Source organism: Stenotrophomonas maltophilia group sp. Smal12 (genome assembly GCF_037079935.1).
In the GTDB taxonomy this organism is placed as follows: domain Bacteria; phylum Pseudomonadota; class Gammaproteobacteria; order Xanthomonadales; family Xanthomonadaceae; genus Stenotrophomonas; species Stenotrophomonas sepilia.
The window spans coordinates 15,710-41,565 of record NZ_JBAWUK010000014.1 but is presented as its reverse complement, the minus strand read 5'-3'; the positions used below and the strand labels follow the sequence as shown (position 1 = coordinate 41,565).

Genomic DNA, 25,856 nt, shown 5'->3' with positions numbered 1-25,856 from the left:
GAAGAGCAGCCGAGCGTGGGCTCGGCTCTACAAGGGCGCGGCGGCTGGCGCGGGATGCGGGTAGAATTGCCCGCTTTCCCGCCACCCGAATGGATTAAGCGCCATGACCGGGACGCCAGACGTCTTTCCGCCCGCCACCCCGGGCGGTACCCCGCTCGTTGCCCTGCCCGCTGGTCCGCGCAAGCCCGACCAGGTCAAGGGCAAGCTGTACATCAAGACCCACGGTTGCCAGATGAACGAGTACGACTCGGCCAAGATGGCTGACGTGCTTGCCGCCAGCGATGGCCTGGAACTGACCGACAGCCCGGACGACGCCGACGTCATCCTGGTCAACACCTGCTCCATCCGCGAGAAGGCGCAGGAGAAGGTGTTCAGCCAACTCGGCGTGTGGAAGGGCCTGAAGAACAAGGGCCGCGAGGTCATCATCGGCGTGGGCGGCTGCGTTGCCTCGCAGGAAGGCGAAGCGATCATCAAGCGCGCCCCGTTCGTGGACCTTGTGTTCGGCCCGCAGACCCTGCATCGCCTGCCGGAACTGATCCGCGCGCGGCGCGAGCAGAAGCGCCCGCAGGTGGACATCAGCTTCCCCGAGATCGAGAAGTTCGACCGCCTGCCCGAGCCACGCGCCGAAGGTGCCTCGGCGTTCGTGTCGATCATGGAAGGCTGTTCCAAGTACTGCTCGTTCTGCGTGGTGCCCTACACCCGCGGCACCGAAGTCAGCCGCCCGTTCGAGGACGTGGTGGTGGAAGTGGCGCAGCTCGCCGCGCAGGGCGTGCGCGAGATCAACCTGCTCGGCCAGAACGTCAACGCCTATCGCGGCCCATATGGAGACGGTGAGTTTGCCGACCTCGGCCTGCTGATCCGCACCATCGCCGAGATCGATGGGGTCGGCCGCATCCGCTTCACCACCTCGCACCCGCTCGAGTTCAGCGATTCGCTGATCGACGCGTTCCGCGACGTTCCGCAGCTGGCCAACTTCCTGCACCTGCCGGTGCAGGCCGGCAGCGACCGCGTGCTGTCGGCGATGAAGCGCGGCTACACCGCGCTGGAATTCAAGTCGAAGATCCGCAAGCTGCGCGCGGTGCGCCCGGACATTTCCATCAGCTCGGACTTCATCGTCGGCTTCCCCGGCGAGACCGATGCCGACTTCGAGAAGACCATGAAGCTGATCGAGGACATCGGCTTCGACCACAGTTTCTCCTTCATCTATTCGCGTCGACCGGGTACACCGGCGGCCGATCTGGAGGACACGATCAGCGATGCCGAGAAGCACGCTCGCCTGTCGCGCCTGCAGGAGCGCATCAATGCGCACGCCGCCAGCATCTCGCAGAAGATGGTCGGTACCGTGCAGACCGTGCTGGTGGAAGGGCCGTCGCGCAAGAACCCGAACGAACTGACCGGCAAGACCGAGAACATGCGGTCGGTGAATTTCCCGGCGCCTGCGCGGTTGATCGGCCAGTTCGTGGATGTGCTGATCACCGAAGCGCTTACCAACTCGCTGCGTGGGCGCGTGGTGGCGGAATAAGGCTAGGGTGTGCCGACCAACGGTCGGCACCCACCGGAAATGATGCCGGCCAGCGGCCGGCACTACCGAATGACAGGCCTCAATCCAGGCGCTTGCGGAAACGCAGGATCGCCAGGGTCATCATCACCACGATGAAGGCCAGCAGCGCCAGTGCGTCGTGCCACAGCTCCCATAGCGAGGCGCCGCGCAGCATGATGCCGCGCACCAGACGCAGGAAGTGGGTCAGCGGCAGCACTTCGGCCAGCCACTGCACCGGCCGCGGCATGCCGGCGAACGGGAACATGAAACCCGACAACAGGATCGACGGCAGGAACAGGAACAGCGTCATCTGCATCGCCTGGAACTGCGAACGCGCGCGCGTGGAGATCAGCAGGCCCAGCGCCAGGTTGGCCAGCACCAGCAGCACTGCGGCCAGGTAGATGTCGAGCAGGCTGCCGCGGATCGGCACCTGGAACAGCCAGGTGCCCAGCACCAGCACCAGCGTGGTCTGCAGCATACCGATCGCTGCATAGGGCAGCACCTTGCCGACCATCAGTTCGCTGCGTGATACCGGCGTGGCGATCAGCAGTTCCATGTTGCCGCGCTCGCGTTCGCGCACCACCGCCACCGCCGTGAACATCACCAGGGTCATGGTCAGGATCACCCCGATCAGGCCGGGCACGATGTTCACCGCCGAGCGCCGTTGCGGGTTGTAGAAACTGGTCACGCTGACCTGGCCACCGGCAATGCTGCCTTCGCGCAGCGGCCGCGTATTGCTGGTCGGGCGCGTATCCAGTGGCACCTGCGCCAGCTGGATCGCCGCACTCTGCACCACGGTGTCGCTGCCATCGACCAGCACCTGTACCGCTTCGCGTCCATCGAAGCGGCGACGCTCGAAGTCCGCCGGCACCACGATGCCGACGCTGATCTCGCCGCGGCGCAGCGCCTGCATCAGCTGGTCCGGCGTGTAGGCCTCGCTGCGTGGCGTGATCACGCCGGTGGCGACCATGTCCTGCACCAGCGCGCGTGAGGCGGCGCTGTTGGCCTGGTCGGCGATACCCGCATCGAGGTGGCGCAGGTTGAGGTTGATCGCATACCCGAACAGCAGCAGCTGCATCACCGGAATGCCGACGATCATCGCCAGCGTGATGCGGTCGCGGCGCAGCTGCCGCAGCTCCTTGAGCATGATCGCCCACAGCCTGCGCAGGTTCATGCCGCTGGCTCCCTGCCACGGCCACGGGTGGCGGCCACGAACACGTCCTCCAGGTTCGGCGCCACGATTTCGATATGCGCTTGCAGGTCGGCGCTGGCCAGCGCGCGCCGCAGCGCCGCGACATCCGCTGCGCCTTCGTTGCACAGCACGCGCAGATGGGTGCCGATCTGCGCCACGCTCAGCACGCCGGGTAGCTCGGCCAGCACGCGGCTGGCCTGGCGTGGCTGCGATGACGTGACCTGCAGCGTTCGTCCTTGCAGCCGAGAGCAAAGCTCGGCCGGCGTGCCGTCGGCCACCAGTGCGCCGCGATCAAGGATCGTCAGGCGATGGCAGCGCTCGGCTTCGTCCATGTAATGGGTCGACACCAGCACCGTGGTTCCCGCGTCGGCCAGTTCAAACAGGGCCTCCCAGAAATCGCGGCGCGACTCGGGATCGACCGCGCTGGTCGGCTCGTCCAGGAACAGCAGTTCGGGCGAATGCACCACGGCGCCGGCCAGGGCCAGGCGCTGCTTCTGCCCGCCGCTGAGCGTACCGGCCAGCTGCGGCTGCCGGTCCTGCAACCGGTACTGCTGCAGCAGCGCATCGACCCGTTGCCGGGCCTGGTTGCGCGGCAGGTCCTGGATGGCGGCGAGGAATTCCAGGTTCTCGCGTACCGACAGGTCTTCGTACAGCGAGAAGCGCTGGGTCATGTAGCCGATGCGCCGGCGCAGTGCTTCGGCCTGCTCGGGAACCGCCAGGCCCAGCACCTCGATCTGCCCCGCACTGGGTTCGAGCAGGCCGCACAGCATGCGGATGGTGGTCGACTTGCCTGACCCGTTCGGGCCCAGGAAGCCGTACACCTGCCCGCGCGGGACGGTCAGGTCGACCTTGTCCACGGCCAGCAGTTCACCGAAGCGGCGGGTCAGGCCCTGCGCATGCACCGCGATGTCCGCACCGGTGTTCAGAAGCGCACCTGCACCGGCAGTCCGGCCGGAAGCTTCTGCATGTCGCTGGCTGCATCCACGTCGACCTCGGCGAGGTAGCTCAGGCGCTCGACGTCATCGCCGGTGAGTGCGTAGTACGGGGTGAAAGAAGGCTCGCTGCGGATCGCGCGCACATGGCCCTTCAGTACGGTGCCCCCTCCCTCCAGCTGTATCTGCGCTGGCTGACCGACCTTGACCTGCAGGCGCAGCGGCTGCGGCAGGTAGACGCGCGCATAGGGGCGCTCGCCGACCAGCATCACCGCCAGCGGCGCCCCGATCGGTGCCTGGTCACCCTGCCGGTAGGGCAAGGCATCGATCACGCCATCGCGCGGTGCGCGCAGCTGCAGCTTCTGCAGGTTGACGCCCTGCACCACCTGCTGCGCCTGTGCGGCGTCGGCGGCCGCCTGGCCCTGGGCGATGTCCTGCGCGCGACTGCCGTGCACCCGTTCCAGCCAGGCCTGCTCGGCGGCACGCACGCTGGCCGCGGCATGGCCGGCGGCCGCCCGTGCACGGTCCAGCTCGGCGGCGGCGATCAGGCGCTGGCGTGCCAATGGCTGCACCCGACGATAGTAGGCAGTGGCTTCAGCAGACTGCGCGCGCAACGCGGCCAGTTGTGCCTGGGCCTGTGCGATCTGTTCCTGGCGCGGGCCGAGCTTCAGCTCTTCCAGCTGGGCCTGCGCGCGCGCCGTGTCGGCCTGCGCCGCCGCGAACTGCGCGTCGCCGCGGGCGGGATCGAGCTGCATCAGCACGGCCCCGGCCTTGACCCGCTGGCCCTCGCGCACCTCCACCGTGGCGATCACCTCGGCCGCCGGCGCCGGCACCGTGATCCGGTCCCACTCCAGCGTGCCCAGCGCCGTTGGCGTTGACTGCCCACAGCCCGCCAGCAGGCCGATGCCCGCCAGCCCGAGTCCACGCATCCCGTTGCCGATGCCCATGCCATTCCCTCCTGCGACGGCGACACGGTGCCACCTGCCCCGTGCACCCTCAATGATTCCGATCAGCCCTGACGGTTTTTTCGCCACGCGCGGACAGGCCTTTTGCTGCAAGGTTCCTCGCCACCTATCCACAGCTTGATTCAGCATCATTCCACAGCCGGTGTGGAGAACCGGACGGGGGCAGCCGTACTGGGTGCCTGGCAGCGGAAGATGCGCTGCCGTCACAGGCGCCGGCCGACCGTGACGGTTTTTTCACCACCACCTCATCCGCCTTGTGGCACAAGCACTGCGAAGGCCTATCCACAGCTTTTCGCGCCCCCCGTCCACACCGGGTGTGGAAAACCGCGTATCGGCCCGCCGCTGGCCGCATGCCCGGTACGCGCGTAACCTTGTCACCCCGAGTCCATCGCGGTGGACGGCGACCCCGCCCCACCCCAAGCAATGAAAAGCATCGATCATCGAGACTTCACCCTGTCGCCGGAAGACAACGAGCGACTGGCCAACCTGTGCGGCCCCTTCGATGGGCACCTGCGCCAGATCGAGCTGAAGCTCGGCGTGGAGATCGCCAATCGTGGCTTCGTGTTCCGCATCAGCGGGCCCAACGAAGCCATCGTGGAGGCGCAGAAGCTGGTTGAAGCGCTGTACGCCGAAGCCGGCGAAACCACCTTCGACAACCACGCCATCCACCTGCGCCTGGCGCAGGCCAACGTCGAGCAGATCGCCGAGCGCTCCTACGAAGCGCAGGACGTGGCGATCAAGGTCAAGCGTGGCACGGTACGCGGCCGCGGCGCCAACCAGGGCCGCTACCTGCACCAGATCGCCACGCATGACATCAACTTCGGCATCGGCCCGGCGGGAACCGGCAAGACCTTCCTGGCCGTGGCCAGCGCGGTCGAAGCACTGAACGAGTCACGGGTGCAGCGCCTGATCCTGGTGCGCCCGGCGGTGGAAGCCGGCGAGAAGCTGGGCTTCCTGCCCGGCGACCTGAGCCAGAAGGTCGACCCCTATCTGCGACCGCTGTACGACGCCCTGTACGAGATGATGGGCGTGGAAAAGGTGGTCAAGCTGCTGGAGAAGAACGTCATCGAGATCGCGCCGCTGGCCTACATGCGCGGCCGCACGCTCAACGATGCGTTCGTGATCCTGGACGAGGCGCAGAACACCACCATCGAGCAGATGAAGATGTTCCTGACCCGCCTGGGCTACGGCTCCACCGCGGTGGTCACCGGTGACCTGACCCAGACCGACCTGCCCAAGCACGTGAAGTCCGGCCTGCGCGACGCCATCGATGTGCTGCGCGAGGTCGAGGGCGTCAGCTTCACCTTCTTCGAATCCCGCGACGTGGTCCGGCATCCGCTGGTGGCGCGCATCGTCAGCGCCTACGACCGCCGCGACCTGCATCAGATCCAGCCTGGAGCGACGCCATGACCCGTGGTCCCGTGCGACTGGACGTCGCCGTCAGTTATGCCCTGCCGCGTACCGGGCTGCCGGCGGCAGTGAGCTTCCGCAAGTGGGTGGCCGCTGCGTTGAAGGGCCGCATCCGCGAGGCCGACCTGGCCATCCGCGTGGTCGATGCCAAGGAAGGCCAGTCGCTGAACCGCCATTACCGTGGCAAGGACTACGCCACCAACGTGCTCAGCTTCCCGGCCGAAGTGCCCGAAGGTCTGCCCAAGGGCGTCAAGTTCCCGCTGCTGGGTGACCTGGTGATCTGCGCACCGGTGGTGGCGCGTGAAGCCGACGAACAGGGCAAGGCGCTCAATGCCCACTACGCGCACCTGACCGTGCACGGCGTGCTGCACCTGCTTGGCTGGGACCACGAGGACGACAAGGAGGCCGAGGCGATGGAACAGCTGGAGCGCGAGATCCTGGCCGAGCTGGGCATTGACGACCCGTACGCGGGCGAGCGCTAAGGCCTATACAGCCGCGCCTACGCTCGGCTCCAACGCATCGCCCCCCGCAAACCTGACCGAAATGCAGCCGAGCATGGGCTCGGCTCTACAACGGGAATTTCTTTGTGCTGCTGCGTATTGCCCTGCCCCTGCTGCTCGTCGCGTCCGCCCCGGCCGCTGCCTTGGATCTGCCGGCGCTGATCGAATGCCGCCAGGGCGTGGCCGAGCAGACAGCGCTGGCGCCGCTGCTGGCCGATCCGCTGAAGGCCGTGGCCCGGGGCCTGCAGCCGCTGCCGCAGGGCAACCAGTTCATGAGCGAGTACCGGCTGGCCAGCCCGATCACCGTCTTCGGCCAACAGACCGAGCGGGTAGCGGTGGCCGGCGCCAGCATCATGGCCGTCCTCGACCAGGCCGACCCTCGGCCTCTGGCCAAGCGGCTGGCGCTGGAGACCGGCTACGACCAGAACGGCAAGTTCATGGCCGGCCGCGAGCTGGTCAGCCGCGACGTGACCGACCCGCAGAGCGGCGAGGCCCAGATCGAGTCGATCATCCTCAGCGTCTCCACCGTGGCCTCCCATCCGGGGAAAACGCTGGCCGGCTGTACCTACAGCCTGGACCTGCCTGAAGAAGAAGCCCCTGCCCGGCCTGAACTGGCCCCGCCGCCGATCACCGGACCGGGCAGCGACGGTCACTGACAGGCCGCCACATCCTGCTAGACTTGGGCCAACGCCCGGCCTGCCGGGTGCCTTTTTTCCAGAGATGTCAGAAGACGACAGTAGTAGCTCCCCTGCGGAGCACAGTGAAAAGAAGCGCGGTTGGCTTGAACGCCTGACCTCGGCCTTCTCCGGCGAACCCCACACCCGCGACGAGCTGGTCGCTGTCCTGCACACCGCGCAGGAAGAGGGTCTGATCGCCGCCGATACCCTGAAGATGATGGAAGGCGCCATTTCGGTGGCCGAGCTGACCGTGGGCGACGTGATGATCTCTCGCTCGCAGATGGTCTCGCTGCCGGTCGAAGCGCCCTTCCTGGAACTGATGAAGCAGGTGGTCGAATCGGGCCATTCGCGCTTCCCGGTGCACGGCGAGAACAAGGACGACATCCTTGGCATCCTGCTGGCCAAGGACCTGCTGCGCGGCGTGGTCGCCGACAACGGCCCGGCCAACGTGCGCGAGCTGCTGCGCCCGGCGGTGCTGATCCCGGAGGCGAAGAAGCTGAACGTGCTGCTGAAGGAGTTCCGCCTGTCGCGCAACCACATGGCCATCGTGGTCGACGAGTACGGCGGTGTCGCCGGCCTGGTCACCATCGAGGACGTGCTGGAGCAGATCGTCGGCGAGATCGACGACGAGCACGACGAGGCCGAGGATCCGTCCGCGCAGATCGCCATCCAGTCCGACGGCCAGTACGTGGTCGACGCGCTGACCCCGATCGGCGACTTCAACGAGCGCTTCGGCGCGACGTTCTCCGACGAGGACTACGACACCATCGGTGGCCTGGTCACCGAGGCCGTGGGCCATCTGCCGGAAGTCGGCGATGAGCTGGCGCTGGACCGCTTCATGTTCCGCGTGGCCCGCGCCGATGCGCGCCGGGTGCAGGCCTTCCACGTGACCGTGCTGCCGCCGGACGCGCAGGACGACGCTTGAAGCGCCGCGTTCTGATCCTGACGGCGTGGCTGGCACTGTGTGTGCTGGCCATGACCATGGCCCTGCCACTGGCCGCCTTCGCGCAGCCGGCGGCAGCCGTGCCCGCACCTGCCACCGCCAGCGCCGAGGCCCCGGTCCCGCGTATCGGCGTGGTGACCATGCAGCCGGGCACCGTGTTCTTCGAACGCTTCGGGCATGATGCCATCGTGGTGATCGATCCGCTCAGCGGCCAAGCGACCTCATACAACTTCGGCTACTTCGATCCGTCCGAGGACGATTTCATCAGCCGCTTCGTGCGCGGCGACATGATGTATTACCTGGTGGCGCTACCGCTGCAGCAGGACCTGTCGTACTACGACGAGACCGGCCGCGGTGCCAGCGTGCAGTGGCTGGACCTGCGCCCCGACCAGGCGCGTGCCCTGGCCGCTGACCTGGCCGAGCGGGCCAAGCCTGAAAACGCGCGCTACCACTACGACTACTACACCGCCAACTGCGCCACGATGGTACGCGACACGGTGGACAAGGCGCTGGGCGGTGGCCTGCAGTCGCAGTTGTCGGGGCGTTCGCGCGGCAACACCTACCGCAGCGAGTCGGTGCGCTTGGCCTCGCCCGCCCCGTGGATGTGGCTGGGCTTCGATGTCGGCCTGGGGCCGTTTGCCGACCAGCCGCTGTCGCGCTGGCAGGAAGCGTTCGTGCCGATGCGCCTGGCCGATGCGCTGCGCCAGGCACGCAACAGTGATGGCCGGCCGCTGGTGCAGTCCGAACAGGAACTGCTGCCACACCGCATCGATCCGGAGCCGAAGGAATTCGCGCGTCGCTGGTGGCCGTGGCTGCTGCTTGGTCTGGCCGTGGCCGGCGGCGTGCTGGTGCTGCGCAACCGCCCGCGCCTGCTGGCCGGGCTGGCCCTGCCGTTCTGGCTGCTGTGCGCCATCGCCGGCAGCCTGCTGGTGTTCCTGTGGGGCTTCAGCATCCACTACGCCGCCTGGGCCAACCGCAACCTGCTGCTGCTTTCGCCGGTGGCCGTGCTGCTGCTGCCCGGAGCAATCAGCCTGCTGCGCCGGCGCGTGCCGGGCCGCATGTTCAGGGTCGTGCTGTGGCTGCTGGCAGTGCAGGCCGTGGCGGCGCTGGTGCTGCACTGGCTGAGCCTGCAGGCGCAGTACAACGTGCAGTGGATCGTGCTGCTGCTGCCCGTCCACGTCGCGCTGGCGTGGGTACTGGGGCGCCATCCTCACTTGTCCGAAACACGGCGCTGACGCACGATGGCGGGCATGTCATTGCCCGCCTCCGCTTCCGCCCAGGCTTCAGCCAACCCCGCCTGCGTCATCAACTGCGTCCACTACGATGACGAGGGCAAACGCCACGACATCACCCTGGACGCCATCAGCGATGTCATTGCCAGTGGCAATGGCTTTGTCTGGGTTGGCCTGTACGACCCCAACGACGATGTGCTGCTGAAACTGCAGGAGGAGTTCTGCCTGCACGACCTGGCCATCGAGGATGCGCGCAACGCCCACCAGCGGCCCAAGGTCGAGACCTACGGCAATTCAATGTTCGTGGTGGTGACCACCGCGCAGATGGTCGACGAGCGCATCCAGTATGGCGAAACCCATGCCTTCCTCGGCCCGCGCTTCCTGGTAACGGTGCGCCACGGCGCCTCGCTTTCCTACGCGCCGGTACGTGCTCGGGTCGAGCGTGAGCCGCAGCTGCTGAAGATGGGCCCGTCGTACTGCCTGTACGCGGTGACCGACTTCGTGGTCGACAATTACCTGCCGATCGTGCACCGCTTCCGCGACACCCTGGACCTGCTGGAAAAGGACATCTTCGCCGAGAACTACAAGCGCAGCACCGTGGTACGCCTGTACGAGCTCAAGCGCGAACTGAACAAGATGCGGATGGCGGTGGCGCCGCTGCAGGATGTGCTGGCCCAGCTGCGCCGTTACCAGGGCGAGCTGGTTCCGGACGAAGTGAAGCTCTACATCCGTGACGTGCACGACCACGCGGTACGCATCAGCGATGTGATCGACACCCTGCGCGAGATGCTGGGCACCGCGCTCAGCGTGAACCTGTCGCTGGTGACGCTGGCGCAGGGCGAGACGGTCAAGCGCCTCGGTGCGTGGGCCGCGCTGCTGGCGGCACCGACGCTGATCACCAGCTGGTACGGGATGAACTTCAGCCACATGCCGGAGCTGAGCCAACCGTGGGCCTACCCACTGATGATCGTTGGTGTGGGCGGCGTCTGCGTGGGCCTGTACCGGTTGTTCAAGCGCGCAAAGTGGTTGTGACCCGCTGGTGGTAGTGCCGGCCGCTGGCCGGCAACCAGGGCAATGCCGGCCAGCGGCCGGCATTGCCATTCGGCATCAAGCTACGTAAACGGTCTTGATGTTCATGAACTCATGGATGCCGTGGTCGGCCAGTTCCCGGCCAAACCCAGACTGCTTGCTGCCGCCGAACGGCAGCCGCGCATCGCTCTTGACGATCGCGTTGACGAACGCGGCGCCGCATTCCATGCGTTGTGCGAAAGCTTCGCCGCGCACCGGATCGCGCGTCCACACGCTGCCGCCGAGGCCGAAGCGGGTGTCGTTGGCCACGCGCAGTGCCTCGCTCTCATCAGCGACCCGGATCACCGCAGCCACCGGACCGAACAGTTCCTCGTCGTAGGCCGGCATGCCCGGGCCGACCTGGTCGAGCACCGTGGCCGGATAGCCGGCATGGGTGCCGGCAATCGGCTCGCCGCCTATCAGCACCCGCGCACCCTTGGCCACGCTGGCCTGTACCTGCTTGTGCAGTTCATCGCGCAGATCGGCACGGGCCATCGGTGCCAGCGTGGTGCCCCGCTCATCGGGATCGCCGTACTGGCGCTCGGCCGCAGCTTCAACGAAGCGACGGGTGAATTCATCGGCCACCGCCTCGACCACGATGAACCGCTTGGCCGCGATGCAGGTCTGCCCGCTGTTGTCGAAGCGCGACTTCACTGCTGCCGCAACCGTCTTGTCGAGGTCGGCATCGTCGAGCACCACGAAGGCATCGCTGCCACCCAGCTCCATCACCGACTTCTTCAACTGGCTGCCAGCGTTGGAGGCGATCGAGCGCCCTGCCCGCTCGCTGCCGGTCAGCGTCACCGCCTTCACCCGTGCGTCGCGCAGCACGTCGGCGGCCTGGTCGTTGTCGATGTGCAGCACGTCGAACACGCCGTCCGGCAGGCCGCCATCACGGCACACCGCCAGGATCAGGTCGGCACACTGCGGCACGTTGCTGGCATGCTTGAGCAGGGCCACGTTGCCGGCCATGAACGCCGGTGCGAGGAAGCGGAACACCTGCCAGATCGGAAAATTCCACGGCATCACCGCGAACACGCAGCCGATCGGCTCGTAGCGCACATAGCTGCGCTGCGCTTCGGTGTCGATCAGCTGCGGTTTGAGATAGTCGGCCGCATGGTCGGCGTAGTACTCGCAGGCCGCCGCGCACTTGTCGACCTCGGCCAGCGCTTCGGCCTTGAGCTTGCCCATCTCGTGGGTCATCGCCTGCTGCAGGTCGTCGCGGCGCGTGCGCAGCTGCGCCGCGATCTGGCGCAGGATCGCGCCGCGTTCCTGCAGCGAACGCTCGGCCCAGCCGGGGAACGCATCGGCGGCGGCCTGCAGGCGCTGCTCGATGTCGGCAGCGCCCATCAGTTCATGGCGGTAGGTCACCTGGCCGGTGGCCGGGTCGACGATCTCGACGGTCATGGGGGATCTCCATCTGAAAGACCCCCATTGTGCGCCGCCGGCCGTGAGCCGGGCGTTGCCGGCACAGTGGACGGATCGTGTACTCAGCCGTTGTCCTGCCGCGCCAGCTGCAGGTCGCGCTGGCGCCGCTTCTCGGCACGGGCATTGATGTACCAGCCGATCACCGCAGCGATCGATACCGCCGACACCAGCAGCGTGGCCAGTGCATTGATCTTCGGGCTGATGCCCATGCGCACCGACGCAAACACCTTCATCGGCAGCGTGGTCGAGCCCGGCGTGGCGACGAAGCTGGCCACCACCACGTCATCCAGCGACAGGGTGAACGCCAACAGCCAGCCCGCCACCAGCGCCGGCGCGATGATCGGCAGGGTGATGCGGGTGAACACGGTCAGCCGGCTGGCCCCCAGGTCCATCGCCGCTTCTTCCAGCGACAGATCCATTTCCTGCAGCCGCGAAGACACCACCACGGTGACGAAGCACAGGGTGAAGGTGACGTGCGCGATCCAGATGGTGGCCAGGCCGCGCGCCGGGAAGCCCGGAATCGCGCCCATCGAGGCCAGCAGCGCCATCAGCGAGAAGCCCAGGATCACATCCGGCATCACCAGCGGCGCGGTGACCAGCGCACCGAACAGCGGCTTGCCACGGAAGCGCTTGAAGCGGGTCATCACCATCGCCGCCAGCGTGCCCAGCACGGTGGCGGTACAGGCGGTCCAGAACGCCACCACCAGGCTGGTCCACATCGCATCCATCAGCGCGCGGTCGGCGAACAGGTCACTGTAGGCGCGGGTGGAGAACCCGGCCCAGACCATCGCCAGCCGCGAGCTGTTGAACGAATAGAACATCAACAGCAGGATCGGCAGGTACAGGAAGGCGAAGCCGAGCAGCAGCACGCCCAGCCCCAGGCCCTTGGCGGTACGCGGGCTCATGCCTGCTTCCCTTCCAGCAGGCGCTGCTGGGATCGGTTGAACAGCAGGATCGGCACCAGCAGCAACAGGATCATCGCCACCGCCATCGCCGACGCGCCCGGCCAGTTGCGGTTGTTGAAGAACTCGTTCCACAGCTGGCGGCCGACCATCAGCGTCTCCGAGCCCCCCAGCATTTCCGGAATCACGAATTCACCCACTGCCGGGATCATCACCAGCATGCAGCCGGCGATGATGCCGGCCTTCGACAGCGGCAGCGTGATGCGGAGGAAGGCCTGCCATGGCCTGGCACCCAGGTCGTAGGCCGCTTCCAGCAGGCGGTGGTCATGCTTGACCAGGTTGGCGTACAGCGGCAGCACCATGAACGGCAGGTAGCAGTAGACGATGCCGATGTAGGCGGCGGTCGGCGTATCGATCAACTGCAGTTTCGGCAGGCCCATCGACGTCATCAGCGTCTGCAGGCCGGTGAACTGCAGGAACTGGTCAAGCAGGCCGTTGCGGTCCAGGATCGCCTTCCACGCATACACGCGGATCAGGAACGAGGTCCACGACGGCAGCACCACCAGCATCATCGCCACGTTGCGTGCGGCCGGCGACAGGCGGGCGATGGCGTAGGCCATCGGGTAGCCGATCAGCAGGGTCAGGAAGGTGGAGATGGCCGCGATCCTGATCGAGCTCAGGAAGGCCTGCGCATAGATCGAATCGCGGAACAGCGCCAGGTAATTCTCCAGGTTCAGCTTCAGCGAGAACCCGCCGTCCCCGTACTGCAGCAGCCAGGTATACGGCGGCGAGCCGACCCGGCTGAGCGAGAAACTGATCATCAGCACGATCAGGAACGGCACTGCGAAGAACAGCAGCAGCCACAGGTACGGAATGCCGATCACCGTGGCACGCAGCCCCGGCAGCCAGCGCTTCAGGCCGGCGACGCTCATGAGGTGAGCACCACGCCGTCGTTGTCGCGCCAGTGCACCCACACCTCGTCGCCCCAGGTGAAGCCATCACTGGCCCAGCGCTGCGAGTTGGCGAAGTTGGCCAGCACCTTGGCGCCGCTGGGCAGGCGCACGTGATACACCGAGTGGCTGCCGAAGTAGGCGATGTCCTCGATCACGCCCTGCGCCTTGTTGGTGTGCCCTTCCGGCTCGTCCTTGCCGATCATCACCTTCTCCGGGCGCAGCGCGAATGCGACCGGCTGCCCTTCGTAACAGGTGATGCCATGGGCGATGTAGATCGGCGCCGGGAACAGCGGCGAGCGCACGGTCACGTACTCGGGCAGGTCCTCGTCGATCACCCCATCGAACAGGTTGACCGAACCGATGAACTCGGCGACGAAGCGGTTGGCCGGCTGCTCGTAGACCTCGTCCGGCTTGCCGACCTGCTGGATCCAGCCGGCATCCATCACCGCGATGCGGGTGGCCATGGTCATCGCTTCTTCCTGGTCGTGGGTGACCATCACGCAGGTCACGCCCGACGATTCGATAATGCTGACCAGTTCCAGCTGCATCTGCGAGCGCAGCTTCTTGTCCAGCGCGCCCATCGGTTCGTCCAGCAGCAGCAGCTTCGGCCCCTTGGCCAGCGACCGCGCCAGCGCCACGCGCTGCTGCTGGCCACCGGACAGCTGGTGCGGCTTGCGTTTGCCCAGGTGGCCCATCTGCACCAGGTCGAGCATTTCGCCGACGCGCTTGCTGATCGCGTCCTTGCCCAGGCCATCCTGCTTCAGGCCGAAGGCGATGTTCTGCTCGACCGTCATGTGCGGGAACAGGGCGTAGGACTGGAACATCATGTTGACCGGCCGCTGGTACGGCGGCAGCGCGTCCAGGCGCTGGCCATCGACGGTGATGCTGCCCTTGGTGGGCGTCTCGAAGCCGCCCAGGCAGCGCAGCAGGGTCGACTTGCCACTGCCGGAGCCACCGAGCAGGGCAAAGATCTCGCCCTTGCGCACGTCCAGGTTGACGTCGTCGACGGCGACGAAACCGTCGAATTCCTTGCGCAGATCACGAATGGAGAGATAGCCGGGCGCACCGGTCGTGTCGACGACGGCGGCTACCGGCTGGGCTTCAACGGGCATGGGGGCTCCGGGAGCGGGCGGTGGACAGCGGCGGCCATTCTAACGGCCGGGGGCCGAAGGGGATATGACGGGAGTGGGTGGAAGCGGCCGCTGGCCCGCCCAGGGCCCCCGAGGGCGTGTCGGTTTTCCCCGCGATGGTGGCCTGTCCGCCCCAAGGCCCGGGCTCCCCTGGACGACCCTGCAGCCGTCCCGGCCAGACACTGCGGGCGGCAGCCCGATCTGCAACATTTTTCAGAACGGGATCCATTGAAAGCCCCGGACATTCCCCGCGCAATGTCCCGCATCTAGGCCTTGCATGGACCGCCCCTGGTGATTTCCCCGGACAGCCCCTCCCCTTTCCCGCCCCGCCTGCCGGGCTGCCTGCCTGCACGGCTGCCGCTGGTCATCATCGGCGCCGGCCAGGCCGGGTTGTCGCTCAGCGCGCTCCTGCAGGAGGCCCGCGTCGAGCATCGCGTGCTGGAGGCCGAAACCGTGGGTGCCAGCTGGCGGCGACGCTGGGATTCGTTCCAGACCAACACCGCCAACGCGACGATGGCCCTGCATGGCCATGCCTATGCCGGGGATGACCCGGAAGGGTTCATGGGGGCCCCGGAAGTGATCCGACGGCTGCGCGACTATGCCGACGAGCGCGCGTTGCCGATCAGCGAGGGGTGCGTGGTCCATCGGGTCGGGCCGGAGTCCGGTGGCTATGCCATCGACAGCAGCCGGGGGCTGATCCATGCCCAGGCGGTGGTGGTCGCCACCGGTGAATACCGCCGGGCGCGGTTGCCCCGGGCCCCTTTCGCGCCCGCAGCAGGCCTCACCGTGCTGCACTCCAGCGACTACCGCAGTCCCGGCCAGCTATCCCCGGGCGCGGTGCTGGTCATCGGCGGCGGCCAATCCGGCGCACAGATCGCCCAGGACCTGTGCGACGCTGGTCGCAGCGTGTACTGGTCATTGGCCGATCGTCATTCGCACACCCGTCGGCTGCGCGGCAAGGACTCGATGACCTGGTGGGCCATGGCCGGGCGCATCCATCAACACGTAAGCCAATCGGCGGCCGTACTGGCAGGCGAGCCGGACGCGCTGCGCAAGGCCCGCACCGCGGAGTTCCCCCTGATTTCCGGCAAGGGAGGCGCCGGCCTGGGCAGTTCGATCAGCCTGCTGGCGATGCACCGCGCAGGGATCAGGTTGCTGGGACGGTTGCAGGAATTCAATGGAAACACCGCCCGCTTCGCCGATGTCCGCCCGCAGCTTCGCACCGCGATTGAAGCGACGCAGGCCGAGTACGCCTATCTCGATTCGCTGGCCAGCGCGTACTACGCCACGCGGCCCGAGCCGCGCACCGACGATGCCCGCTACATTCCCGAAGAGGTCTATCTGCACTGGGAGCCGGACATAGCCCCGGATGAACTGGATCTGCAGGCGGCAGGCATCCGCTCGGTGGTGCTGGCCACCGGTTTCGTCGCCGAGTGGCCCTGGCTCGATGTGCAGGGCGCGCTGGATGCCCACGGCTATCCGCTGGGCGAGTTTGGCGTTTCCCCGCAACCGGGCTTGTTCTTCATCGGCATGCACAACCTGCAGCGGATGAGTTCGTCGTTCCTGTGCAACGGCGGCCGCGATGCACGCGACCTGCTGCCGGCCATCCTGAGGCACCTTGACCAGGCCGACGGTACCGATTCCGGCACGGTGAAGCGGTGAAGCAAGGCGGCCGCCGGGCAAGGCCCGGCGGCGCCAGACCGGCTTAACGGCCGGTCTTCACCTCGGTCCACAGCCGGGTGTAGAGCTTGTCGGTCTCCGGCGTGTTGATCGAGTAGGTGAACATCTTCTCGGCCACGTCGGCCGGCGGGTAAATCGTCGGGTCGGTGCGGATCGCCTCGTCCACCAGCGGTGTCGCGGCCGGGATCGGGTTGGCGTAGTGGATGAAGTTGGTGTTGGCCGCGGCGACCTTCGGTTCCAGCAGATAGTTGATGAACCTGTAAGCCGCTTCCGGGTGCTTGGCGTCCTTCGGGATCGCCAGCATGTCGAACCACTGCGGCGCACCTTCCTTCGGGATCGAATAAGCCACGTGCACGCCATTGCTGGCTTCCTCGGCGCGGTCGCGGGCCTGGATGATGTCACCCGACCAGCCGACCACCAGGCAGGTGCCGCCATTGGCCAGCGAACCGACGTACTGCGAGGAGTGGAAGTTCTGCACGTACGGGCGGATCGACTTCAGCAGGTCGGCCGCCTTCTGCAGCTCGGCCGGGTCGCCGCTGTGCGGATCCAGGCCCAGGTAATGCAGCGCGATCGGGATCATGTCGGCCGGCGTGTCCAGGATGGTCACGCCGCAGTCCTTCATCTTGCTGATGTTCTCCGGTTTGAACACCAGGTCCCAGCTGTTGGCGATATCGGTGCTGCCGCCGAAGCGCTGCTTCAGCATGTCCACGTTGTAGCCGATGCCGGTGGTGCCGATCATGTACGGCACGCCGTACTGGTTGCCCGGATCCTGGGTGGCGATGCGCTTCATCACCGCCGGATCGAGGTTGGCCAGGTTCGGAATCTTGCTCTTGTCCAGCGGCAGGAACACGCCGGCCTGGATCTGGCGGCCGAAGAAGTTCAGGGTCGGCACCACCACGTCGTAGCCGCTGTTGCCAGCCAGCAGCTTGGTCTCGACCATCTCATCGCTGTCGAACACATCGTAGGTCACCTTGATGCCGCTCTCCTTCTCGAAGGTCGGAATGGTGTCCTCGGCGATGTAATCGCTGTAGTTGTAGACGTTCAGGACCTGGCTGTCCTGCGCGCCGCCGTTGCCACCGCCACAGGCGGCAAGCATGGCGGAGGCCAGGCCGAGCGTGAGGATACGCAGCTTCATCGGGTGCTCCAGAATGCGGGAAGGGGGGCCGGCGGGGCCGGCGACGGGTGCCAGCCTACCCCCCGGCGGCGGATTTTTCTATTCCAGATGCTCAGACGTTCAGCAGCAGGAACTCGCGCTCCCACGAGCTGATGACGCGGAAAAAGGTCTCGTATTCCTTGCGCTTGACCGAGATGTAGGCGCGGCAGAAACGCTCGCCCAGCAGGGCCTGGAGCTCGCTGCACTGCTCCAGCCCGTCCAGCGCCTCGCCCAGCGAGCGCGGCAGGTTGTAGCCCAGTTCCTTCGCGCTGCCGGTCACCGGCGCGTCCGGCGCCAGCCGCTCGCGGATGCCGAGCAGGCCGCAGGCCAGGGTCGCGGCCATCGCCAGGTAGGGGTTGGCGTCGGAGCCGGCGAAACGGCTCTCCACGCGCATGTTTTCCGGCGTATCCAGCGGCACGCGCAGGCCGCAGGTGCGGTTGTCGAAGCCCCAGTGCACGTTGCTCGGCGAGACTTCGCCGAACACCAGGCGCCGGTAGGAATTCACGTTCGGCGCGAAGAACGCCATCGCCTGCGGCGCGTACTTCTGCAGGCCGCCCAGGTAGTGGCCGAACACCGGGCTGAACTCGCCCTCAGCATCGGTCTCGCCAGCGAACACATTGCTGCCATCGCTCACCCGCACCAGGCTCTGGTGGATGTGCATGGCACTACCGGGCTCGTTCTCCATGGGCTTGGCCAGGAACGTGGCGTACACCCCGTGGCGCATCGCCGCCTCGCGCATGGTGCGCTTGAACAGGAACACCTGGTCGGCCAGGTCCATCGCATCGGCATGGGTGAAGTTCACCTCCAGCTGTGCTGCGCCGGATTCGTGGATCAGCGTGTCCACGTCCAGCTTCATCGCATCGGCGTAGTCGTACATCAGGTCGAGGATCGGGTCGAACTCGTTGACCGCGTCGATCGAGTACGACTGCCGCGCGGTCTCCGGGCGCCCCGAGCGACCGGCCGGTGGCAGCAGCGGGAAGTCCGGGTCGGTGTTCTTCTGCACCAGGAAGAACTCCAGCTCCGGCGCCACCACCGGGCGCAGGCCCAGTTCCGCATAAGCCGCCAGTACGCGGCGCAGCACGTTGCGCGGCGCAAGCTCGTGCGGTTCGCCGCTCTTGGTGTAGCAATCGTGGATGACCTGTGCGGTGGCATCGGCTGCCCACGGCACCATGCGCACCGTATCCGGGTCAGGGCGCAGCATCATGTCCGAGTCCGACGGCGAGGTCAGCTCGTAGTAGTCGTCAGGGAACTCGCCGGTGACGGTGGTGGCGAAGATGCCTTCCGGCAGGCGCGTGCCGTAGTCGTGCGAGAACTTGTCGGCAGGAATGATCTTGCCGCGGGCGTTGCCGGTGATGTCCGGCACCAGGCATTCCACCTCGGTGATGCGCCGCTCCTTCAGCCAGCGCAGCAGGCTGCTTTCCTGCGGTGCGGGGGGCGTGGCCGTCTTGCGCGGGCGCGTTCGGGAACTCATCGGGAATCCAGTCGGTTCTGTTGGTGCTGCCGGCAAGCTTGGCCGAACGCACGGAAAATAGCGTGATAGAACGGCGTCTGCGTGACACGCCACTCCGGATGCCACTGTACGCCGAGCACAAATCCATGGTGCAGGCTGCGCGCCGCCTCGACCAGTCCGTCATCGGCCATGGCCTCGACCTGCAGGCCCTGCGCGAGGCGGGCGATGCCCTGTCCGTGCACCGAATTGATCTGCGCGCGGCCACCGCCGTGCCACTGCGCCAGCCAGCCGTCGGCGGCCAGGGTCACCGCATGGGCCGGCCCATACTGCACGTCCACCGGCGCCCGCGGGTCGTCGCGATGGTCGGCCAGGCCGGGCACCGCATGCACCTGCGGATGCAGGCTGCCGCCCAGTGCGACGTTCAGCTCCTGGAAGCCCCGGCAGATCGCCAGCACTGGCAGGTCCAGCGCCAGCGCCTCGTGCAGCAGCGCGAAGGCATTGGCATCGCGGGCAGGGTCATGCGGATTGCCTGGCCAGCTGCGGCCGCCTTCGTAGTGCTGCGGTTCGATGTTGCTGACCGCGCCGGTCAACAGCAGGCCATCGAGCCCAAGCAGCCAGTCGCTGGCCGGCAACGGTGGCTGCAGGCTCGGCAACACCACCGGGGTCACCTCGGCCGCCTCGGCCAGCGCGCGCACATACTTCTCGCCGGCCACCGCGAAACGGTGGTGGCCGAGCACGGTGCTGTCGGTGGGCAGGCCCACCCAGGGCAGGCGGCGCATGGGAAGACTCCTTGGCGTGCCGACACGTTACCCGTCGCCTGGCAACGGCGGCAAGTCGCTGCCGTCACACCACAGCTGCCATGCATCGGCGAAACTACCGGGGTGAACGCTGATCGACCTGCCCTGCTCCGCCCGCCCGCACTGCACCCACGAGGCCTGCAGTGAGCGCCGCCTTTCCGCCCAGCTGGTATGCCTCCAGCCTGCCCGAACCGCCCGCACTGCCCGCGTTGCAGGGGCAGGTGCAGGCCGACGTTGCGGTGCTGGGCGCCGGCTATACCGGCCTGACCGCCGCACTGGAACTGGCCGTGCGTGGCCAACGCGTGGTGGTGCTGGACGCACAGCGGATCGGCTGGGGCGCGTCCGGCCGCAATGGTGGCCAGGTGCTGGTCGGCTATGGCTGCGAGGTGGACGAACTGGAGCGTCAGCTCGGCCGTAACGATGCGCGCCACCTGTTCGACTGGTCGCGCGACGCAGTACAGGCGATGCGCAGGCGCATCGACCGCCATGGTATCGACTGCCATTGGGTGGAGGGCCACGCCAGCGTCGCCATCCGCGAGCGCCATGAGCGCGACCTGCGCGCCAACTGCGAGCATCTTCAGCGCCACTACGACTACCCGATGCAGTGGTGGGACCGTGATGCGCTGCGCGCACAGCTGGACAGCCCGCGCTACCGCGCCGCGATGTTCGATCCGCACAGCGCGCACCTGCACCCGCTGGCCTATGCGCGTGGCCTGGCCGATGCGGCACGTGCGGCCGGCGTGGTGATCCACGAGAACTCCGCAGTGACCCGCGTGCAGCGCGGACCGCAGCCCACCCTGCATACCGCGCAGGGAAGCGTGCGCGCTGCGCATCTGGTGGTGGCCGGCAATGCCTGGCTGCAGGGCCTGCTGCCCGACCTGGAACGGCGGATCATGCCGGTCGGCACCTATATCGGCGCCAGCGCGCCGCTGGGGGCCGAGCGCGCCCGCGCCCTGATCGGCAACAACATGGCCGTGGCCGACACCGCGTGGGCACTGGACTATTTCCGCCTCAGCCACGACCACCGGCTGCTGTTCGGCGGCCGCGCCAGTTACTCGGCGTTGCCCCCACCCGGCCTGCATAGGGTGATGCAGCGGCGCATGCACCAGGTGTTTCCACAACTGGCCGACGTGCCGCTGGAGCAGGTCTGGGGCGGTTACGTGGACATCACCCGCAACCGCGCTCCGCATTGGGGCCGGCTGGACGGCAACCTGTACTTCGCGCAGGGGTTCTCCGGCCATGGGGTGGCCGCCGCCGGGCTGGCCGGCGAGGTCATCGCCGCCGCGATTGCCGGCCAGAGCGAGCGCCTGGACGTGTTCCAGCGCCTGCGGCATGCGCCTTTCCCCGGCGGCCGGCTGCTGCGCACGCCGCTGCTGGTGGCGGCGATGTCCTGGTACAAGCTGCGGGATGCGTTGTGGTGAAGATTCCGCATCTCCTGGATTGAACGCTCTGACAGGCGCACCGCAGCGCTGATCGTGCTGCACACGTCACAGATTTTCACGCAACATCTGTGATGGATGGTTGGTCAACTCCCTAAATGCGCCGCTGTGCAATTGCATAATCGTTCGCAGACCGATAACGTCCTGAGAAACCGGGCCTCGCGGCGAATGGAAGCTGACAGGGGACACGTAGGAGAGGGGGACGTGCGATTGGACTGGTGGAAAGAAGGATTGTTGCTGAAGGTGCGCATTCGTCCGGCTGGCCTGATGCTTGCCTTGCTTTATGCAGTTGCCTATTGGGCAACCCGACAGCTGTCGCTGGATCAGTTCTATTTGCCAGCCGGCATCCGGGTGGCGGCCGTACTGTTGTGCCCGCCGCGCCTGTGGCCGTATCTGCTGCTGGGCGAATATGCGTACTTTGCACAGTCCCGCGTGCCAATGATCGAGAAGTACGGCCTGACATGGGTCATTGTTGCCTCCGCGTTCCTCATGCCCGCAGTGATGTTGATTGTGAAGCTGCAACGGCGACTGATGGCGGAGTCGCAGACGATCGGCCTTTTGTTGATTGCCGCCGCTTCCAGCGTCGTAGTTACGCTGCTGAACCTCAGCTTTTCCCATCTGCTCTGGCCAACACCCCCTTCCACGCCCTTCCTGACCAGTGCGGCGCGTTACAGCGTGGGCGACTTCATCGGCATTCTGACGGTGGCCCCCATCGCCATGCTGTGGGCGCGACAGGACCTGGGGCAGGAGTGGAACGCTGGACGAAAGACCCCGATGCTGGCGGCACTTTCATCGATGCTCCTGATCGGGATAGCAGCAACTCAACTGCCCGCAGACTGGGTTGCGCTGAAGGCAACGCTCCTGCTGCTGCTGGCACTCCCCGCGGCCGCACTTACCTGCCTGTATGGCTGGAAGGGTGCCGCCCTTGCAGTACCGGTGCTCAACATGGTCATCGGCCTGACCACGCCCAACACCCATCCCACCGCATTCGATCCCGCGGCCTTCATCACCCAGCAGATCATGGCGATCAGCGGCATCGTATTGCTGTTGCTCGGATCACGCATCACCCACTTCTACCATCGTTACAGGCTGCGCGAGATGGGGGAAAGGGACGCCATCCATCTTGCGAGGAGCTCGCAATTGGCCAGCGAGATGGAGCTGCGTGAGCGTGCCCTGCACCTTCGCAAGCTCGGCGACGGCATTGATACCTCACTGGTGGAGCTGGCCGACTGGCTCAAGGCCCAGGGACATCACGCAGTGGCCAGCAGCCTTCTGCATACTTCGAATGTACATTCGCGGCTCCTTCGCGAACAGACAAGCATGGTCTATCCCTCGGGTCTGGAGCATCTTGGGCTTTACGTGGCTTTGCAGGCTGGTGGCATCCGTGAGTCGTGGACGCTGACGGAGCGCGTTCTCCGCCCTGATCTGAAAGGCGACCCCTGCAACCTGAGCGTGGAACTGCAGTTGGCCGCTTACCGGACACTGATTGATGCAGTCTCCATTCTTCTCAAGCATGAAGGTGGACAGATTCGCATTCGTGCAAGATGCGGCGGAATGGGCTCCAGGCGCGGAATCCTCATGGTCGTGTCGCTGCTGGAGTCGCGTCGGCGCCTTTCCCAGCAGACAACCATGGCAGCGTTCGAGCGGCTGACCGGGCGAACCCTGCCCTATGACGGGACCGTTGACTGCTATCGCAACCGGGTCAGGATCCTGTTCCTCGACCGTGAAACAAAACTTGAGACACAGCCCAGTGCTCCATCACGGTACAGCTGCCCTGCACCCTCTGCGCTGCAGTAGCGCATTTCACAGTCAAGCGATCGGATCGAACCAAGGCAGCGGTATCGCATGAACGTCCCGCTCATCCCGCTGGCCAAAGGCGTCATGGGCACCCGGCGAACATCCGGGTGCCCATGCAGTCTGACACTGAAGCTCTCCGATATCCCGGCAACAGGCGGTATCAGGGTGCCTCTACCGCCCACAAGACATCAGCTCCGCTTGCATATCTGACCAGCGTGAATGCGGGGGACCGATAGACAACCGTCCTGGTGGCTTTGGCGGGAACAGGCAGGCGCTGCTCAGGCAACGACACCTTCGCAGATGGGTCACCTGCCGGCAGTACCCAGAACGTGCCCGCAGCATTGCCGATCACGATGTGCACGTGGCCCGCGAGATCGTTTACCTGGAAATAATCCATACCATCGCGCTCGAACCCATAGACCAACCAGCCGGGATCCACGCTCAGGTCCTGTGCCTGCGGAATCGACTGGCCGAGTCCTTGGCCGGCCATCTTGATTCCATGGTCGTCACTCGGGGCAAAAGCAAGAACGGATACCGGCACCAACATCAACGCACCAGCAAATGCATGAATTCGGAAATTTCCCACACTAACCTCCAGGTTGGATGCAATACGGATCAAGCAGGATGCTACCCCCAATCGCATCAGCATATACCGGGCGGACTCCGTAAAGCCCATGGGACATAATCGACTGGATCGATGCAAACCCATGCCACGCCGATGCAGCGTCCGAAATCGCCAATACCCGTAGCGAAACCCGCCCACGGTGCGGGTCAGCTGCATCTGCGACAAATGACCTGGACAGGCGCGTGTAACAGCAGGACATTGTCGATTGCGCGATAGTGAACACAGTGGACAGCATCAACTGCCGAATGTAGCGGGTGCAACGGCTGCAACGTGATCGAACCGAGGACGCGCTGATTGTGGATGATTCACCGTCCGCTGGTGGCTATGCCGACGCACTGCTGACCGTGTAGGGCCACGAAGCGCAGGAAGCCGGCAATTGCAGCGCAAAGGGAGGCCAGACACCTCGATTGCGCCCTTCTCCGACTGTCGATAATGTCTACGGACGTGGCCAGTCATCATTGGCCGGGAGGCAAGAGGCGGGGCTTGGACCGATTCAAAGAAGCAATTGAACTGAGCTTCCGGATCCGACCCGTCGGAATCGCACTCGCGGCCGTCTACGCTTTGAGCTGCCTTGTCTCGCGTCAGTTCTCGCTGGATCAGTTCTTCCTGCCAGCGGGCATCCGGGCAGCGGCACTCCTGATCGTCCCGACCCGCCTGTGGCCCTACCTGCTGCTTGGCGAGTACACCTACTTCGCAACCCTGCGCATCCCCATGATCGACAGCTACGGCCTGGCCTGGGTCATCCTGGCCTCGACGCTGCTGATGCCGATGGCGATGCTGGTGGTCCACCTGCACCGCATGAGAATGCCATCGGAGTCCGCCGCCGGCCTCTGGCTGCTGTCGCTGACCTTCTGCACGGCGTTGTTCGTCCCGGTTCTCAATATGGGCGTTTCATTCGCCCTGTGGTCGAACCCGCCGCCGAGCAACCTGCTTAGCGCAGTTGATCGCACGATCTTTGGCCACTTCGCCGCCATCATTACCCTCGTGCCACTGGCATTCCTCTGGTCGCGACGAGAGGCGGCCCCCAATTGGACGCGCCGCTTTGCTGCACCTACGGTCACGGCCATCCTGGTGATGCTGGTCCTGGCCCTGTGCATGCAGCTTACGGCCATCAGCGCCCACACCACACGCACCCACCTGGTGCTGCTGTCCTCCCTACCAGCGATCGCCCTGACCTTCATGCATGGGTGGCGTGGCGCTGCCATCGCGATTCCGCTGTTGAACCTTCCACTCCATTTCGCCACTCCCAGCACCGGCCTACCGTCCTCGTTCGACCTGGGCACCTTCGCCACCCAGCAGAACATGGCCGTGATGAGTGTCGCACTGCTCGCCCTGGGATCCAGCATCAGCTATCACCACGAGCGTGCACGGTCCCGTGGACTGGCTGAGGAAACCACATTGCGCTTGGCACGTAGTTCGCATCAGATCCGTGAGCGTGAACTTCGCGAGCGCGCCTCCCATCTCAGGCAACTCGGCGAAGGCATGGACAGCTCGCTCGGCGAGATGGTCAGCTGGCTGAAGGCGCAGGGGCATCATGCGGTGGCCAACAGCCTGCAGCACGCCTCATCCGTGCACTCGCGGCTGTTCCGTGAACAGGCCAGTCTGGTCTACCCCACGGGGCTGGAGCAGGTTGGGCTGTATATCGCGCTGCGCGTTGGCGGCGCATGCGAGAACTGGGACAACTCCCATCGCGTGATACCGCCCCGGCTGGGGGGCAACCCCTGCCTGCTGACTGTTGACCTGCAGCTCGCCATCTATCGCTCGCTGATCGAGGCGGTGTCGCTGCTGCTGGAGCTGGAGTCGGGACAGGTCAGCGTGCGCGCCCGCAGCGGCCAGGCTGGCGACCGCCGCGGCATTGTGGTGGTCGTGGGCCTGCTTGACCGCAGCTGCACGCTGTCGAGTGGGACCGTTCAGCAGGCCACGGAGCGTCTGGCCGGCCGGATAATGGCCTACGGCGGTACGGTGCATTGCCGTGGCAACCGGCTCCGGTTCGTCCTGCACGAATCCATTGCGGGCACAGCGGCGTCATTCACATCGCCCGCCTGA

Annotated in this window: 22 protein-coding genes; 11 read left to right on the top strand and 11 right to left on the bottom strand. The window is 66.2% G+C overall.

Annotated features, from left to right (window positions below; translation table 11 throughout):
* Positions 1-103 precede the first annotated feature (103 nt).
* Positions 104-1,522, top strand: a complete 1,419-nt coding sequence (miaB, locus tag WDC87_RS08430; RefSeq protein ID WP_072166757.1) for a tRNA (N6-isopentenyl adenosine(37)-C2)-methylthiotransferase MiaB — start codon at positions 104-106, stop codon at positions 1,520-1,522.
* 79 nt (positions 1,523-1,601) lie between these two features.
* Here miaB and WDC87_RS08425 read toward each other — a convergent pair whose 3' ends face one another.
* Genes WDC87_RS08425 through WDC87_RS08415 form a run of 3 tightly spaced genes read right to left on the bottom strand, consistent with a single transcriptional unit; the run spans position 1,602 to position 4,611 of the window.
* A complete protein-coding gene (locus WDC87_RS08425; protein WP_088497706.1) occupies positions 1,602-2,714 on the bottom strand; it encodes an ABC transporter permease in 1,113 nt (370 codons plus the stop codon).
* Complete coding sequence (locus WDC87_RS08420) at positions 2,711-3,634, bottom strand: ABC transporter ATP-binding protein (protein WP_252745450.1); 924 nt, start codon at positions 3,632-3,634, stop codon at positions 2,711-2,713. Before WDC87_RS08420 ends, WDC87_RS08425 begins: the two co-directional genes overlap by 4 nt.
* A 20-nt stretch (positions 3,635-3,654) precedes the next feature.
* Positions 3,655-4,611 (bottom strand): HlyD family efflux transporter periplasmic adaptor subunit, encoded by a 957-nt coding sequence (locus WDC87_RS08415; protein WP_088497704.1) that lies wholly within the window; start codon positions 4,609-4,611, stop codon positions 3,655-3,657.
* Positions 4,612-5,052: 441 nt separating this feature from the next.
* On the opposite strand from WDC87_RS08415, the gene WDC87_RS08410 reads away from it, so the two are divergent.
* The 6 genes from WDC87_RS08410 (at position 5,053) to WDC87_RS08385 (ending at position 10,423) form a co-directional block, all read left to right on the top strand.
* Positions 5,053-6,039, top strand: coding sequence for a PhoH family protein (locus WDC87_RS08410; RefSeq protein ID WP_005415936.1), 987 nt, complete (start codon positions 5,053-5,055; stop codon positions 6,037-6,039).
* On the top strand, positions 6,036-6,521 hold the full coding sequence (gene ybeY, locus WDC87_RS08405; RefSeq protein WP_072166760.1) for an rRNA maturation RNase YbeY: 486 nt from the start codon (positions 6,036-6,038) through the stop codon (positions 6,519-6,521). Before WDC87_RS08410 ends, ybeY begins: the two co-directional genes overlap by 4 nt.
* Positions 6,522-6,625: 104 nt before the next feature.
* Positions 6,626-7,195: a hypothetical protein gene (locus WDC87_RS08400; RefSeq protein ID WP_072166761.1), complete on the top strand. Its 570-nt coding sequence runs from the start codon at positions 6,626-6,628 to the stop codon at positions 7,193-7,195.
* 64 nt (positions 7,196-7,259) lie between these two features.
* Positions 7,260-8,141 carry a transporter associated domain-containing protein gene (locus WDC87_RS08395; RefSeq protein ID WP_005408827.1) on the top strand — a complete coding sequence of 294 codons (882 nt, stop codon included), beginning with the start codon at positions 7,260-7,262 and terminating at the stop codon, positions 8,139-8,141.
* Positions 8,138-9,394, top strand: coding sequence for a DUF4105 domain-containing protein (locus WDC87_RS08390; RefSeq protein ID WP_252745451.1), 1,257 nt, complete (start codon positions 8,138-8,140; stop codon positions 9,392-9,394). Before WDC87_RS08395 ends, WDC87_RS08390 begins: the two co-directional genes overlap by 4 nt.
* Positions 9,395-9,400: 6 nt before the next feature.
* Positions 9,401-10,423 carry a magnesium and cobalt transport protein CorA gene (locus tag WDC87_RS08385; RefSeq protein ID WP_252745452.1) on the top strand — a complete coding sequence of 341 codons (1,023 nt, stop codon included), beginning with the start codon at positions 9,401-9,403 and terminating at the stop codon, positions 10,421-10,423.
* Positions 10,424-10,498: 75 nt separating this feature from the next.
* On the opposite strand, the gene WDC87_RS08380 is transcribed toward WDC87_RS08385, so the two are convergent.
* The 4 genes from WDC87_RS08380 to potA all read right to left on the bottom strand — a co-directional run bounded on the left by WDC87_RS08380 (position 10,499) and on the right by potA (position 14,851).
* Positions 10,499-11,863 carry an NAD-dependent succinate-semialdehyde dehydrogenase gene (locus WDC87_RS08380; protein WP_111202171.1) on the bottom strand — a complete coding sequence of 455 codons (1,365 nt, stop codon included), beginning with the start codon at positions 11,861-11,863 and terminating at the stop codon, positions 10,499-10,501.
* 83 nt (positions 11,864-11,946) lie between these two features.
* Positions 11,947-12,789, bottom strand: coding sequence for an ABC transporter permease subunit (locus WDC87_RS08375; RefSeq protein ID WP_005415928.1), 843 nt, complete (start codon positions 12,787-12,789; stop codon positions 11,947-11,949).
* A complete protein-coding gene (locus WDC87_RS08370) occupies positions 12,786-13,718 on the bottom strand; it encodes an ABC transporter permease subunit (protein WP_069137955.1) in 933 nt (310 codons plus the stop codon). The genes WDC87_RS08375 and WDC87_RS08370 overlap by 4 nt, the downstream gene beginning before the upstream one ends.
* Positions 13,715-14,851 carry a polyamine ABC transporter ATP-binding protein gene (potA, locus tag WDC87_RS08365; RefSeq protein ID WP_005415926.1) on the bottom strand — a complete coding sequence of 379 codons (1,137 nt, stop codon included), beginning with the start codon at positions 14,849-14,851 and terminating at the stop codon, positions 13,715-13,717. Before potA ends, WDC87_RS08370 begins: the two co-directional genes overlap by 4 nt.
* Before the next feature lie 309 nt (positions 14,852-15,160).
* Between potA and WDC87_RS08360 the strand changes: the two genes are divergently transcribed.
* Positions 15,161-16,531, top strand: a complete 1,371-nt coding sequence (locus WDC87_RS08360) for an NAD(P)-binding domain-containing protein (RefSeq protein WP_336331295.1) — start codon at positions 15,161-15,163, stop codon at positions 16,529-16,531.
* Positions 16,532-16,574: 43 nt separating this feature from the next.
* Here WDC87_RS08360 and WDC87_RS08355 read toward each other — a convergent pair whose 3' ends face one another.
* From WDC87_RS08355 to WDC87_RS08345, 3 genes are all read right to left on the bottom strand, one after another.
* The gene (locus WDC87_RS08355) at positions 16,575-17,684 is read right to left on the bottom strand and encodes a polyamine ABC transporter substrate-binding protein (protein WP_005415924.1); all 1,110 of its coding nucleotides are present in this window, start codon (positions 17,682-17,684) and stop codon (positions 16,575-16,577) included.
* Between the two features lie 91 nt (positions 17,685-17,775).
* A complete protein-coding gene (locus WDC87_RS08350; protein ID WP_049416306.1) occupies positions 17,776-19,173 on the bottom strand; it encodes a glutamine synthetase family protein in 1,398 nt (465 codons plus the stop codon).
* Positions 19,170-19,931, bottom strand: coding sequence for a gamma-glutamyl-gamma-aminobutyrate hydrolase family protein (locus WDC87_RS08345; RefSeq protein ID WP_252744695.1), 762 nt, complete (start codon positions 19,929-19,931; stop codon positions 19,170-19,172). The genes WDC87_RS08350 and WDC87_RS08345 overlap by 4 nt, the downstream gene beginning before the upstream one ends.
* 200 nt (positions 19,932-20,131) lie before the next feature.
* Between WDC87_RS08345 and WDC87_RS08340 the strand changes: the two genes are divergently transcribed.
* Both WDC87_RS08340 and WDC87_RS08335 read left to right on the top strand, forming a co-directional pair.
* Positions 20,132-21,370, top strand: a complete 1,239-nt coding sequence (locus WDC87_RS08340; RefSeq protein ID WP_194433971.1) for an FAD-binding oxidoreductase — start codon at positions 20,132-20,134, stop codon at positions 21,368-21,370.
* Between the two features lie 222 nt (positions 21,371-21,592).
* On the top strand, positions 21,593-23,185 hold the full coding sequence (locus tag WDC87_RS08335) for an MASE1 domain-containing protein (RefSeq protein ID WP_072166938.1): 1,593 nt from the start codon (positions 21,593-21,595) through the stop codon (positions 23,183-23,185).
* 160 nt (positions 23,186-23,345) lie between these two features.
* On the opposite strand, the gene WDC87_RS08330 is transcribed toward WDC87_RS08335, so the two are convergent.
* Positions 23,346-23,804, bottom strand: a complete 459-nt coding sequence (locus WDC87_RS08330; protein ID WP_229766026.1) for a hypothetical protein — start codon at positions 23,802-23,804, stop codon at positions 23,346-23,348.
* A 489-nt stretch (positions 23,805-24,293) separates the two neighbouring features.
* On the opposite strand from WDC87_RS08330, the gene WDC87_RS08325 reads away from it, so the two are divergent.
* Positions 24,294-25,856 (top strand): MASE1 domain-containing protein, encoded by a 1,563-nt coding sequence (locus WDC87_RS08325; RefSeq protein ID WP_252744694.1) that lies wholly within the window; start codon positions 24,294-24,296, stop codon positions 25,854-25,856.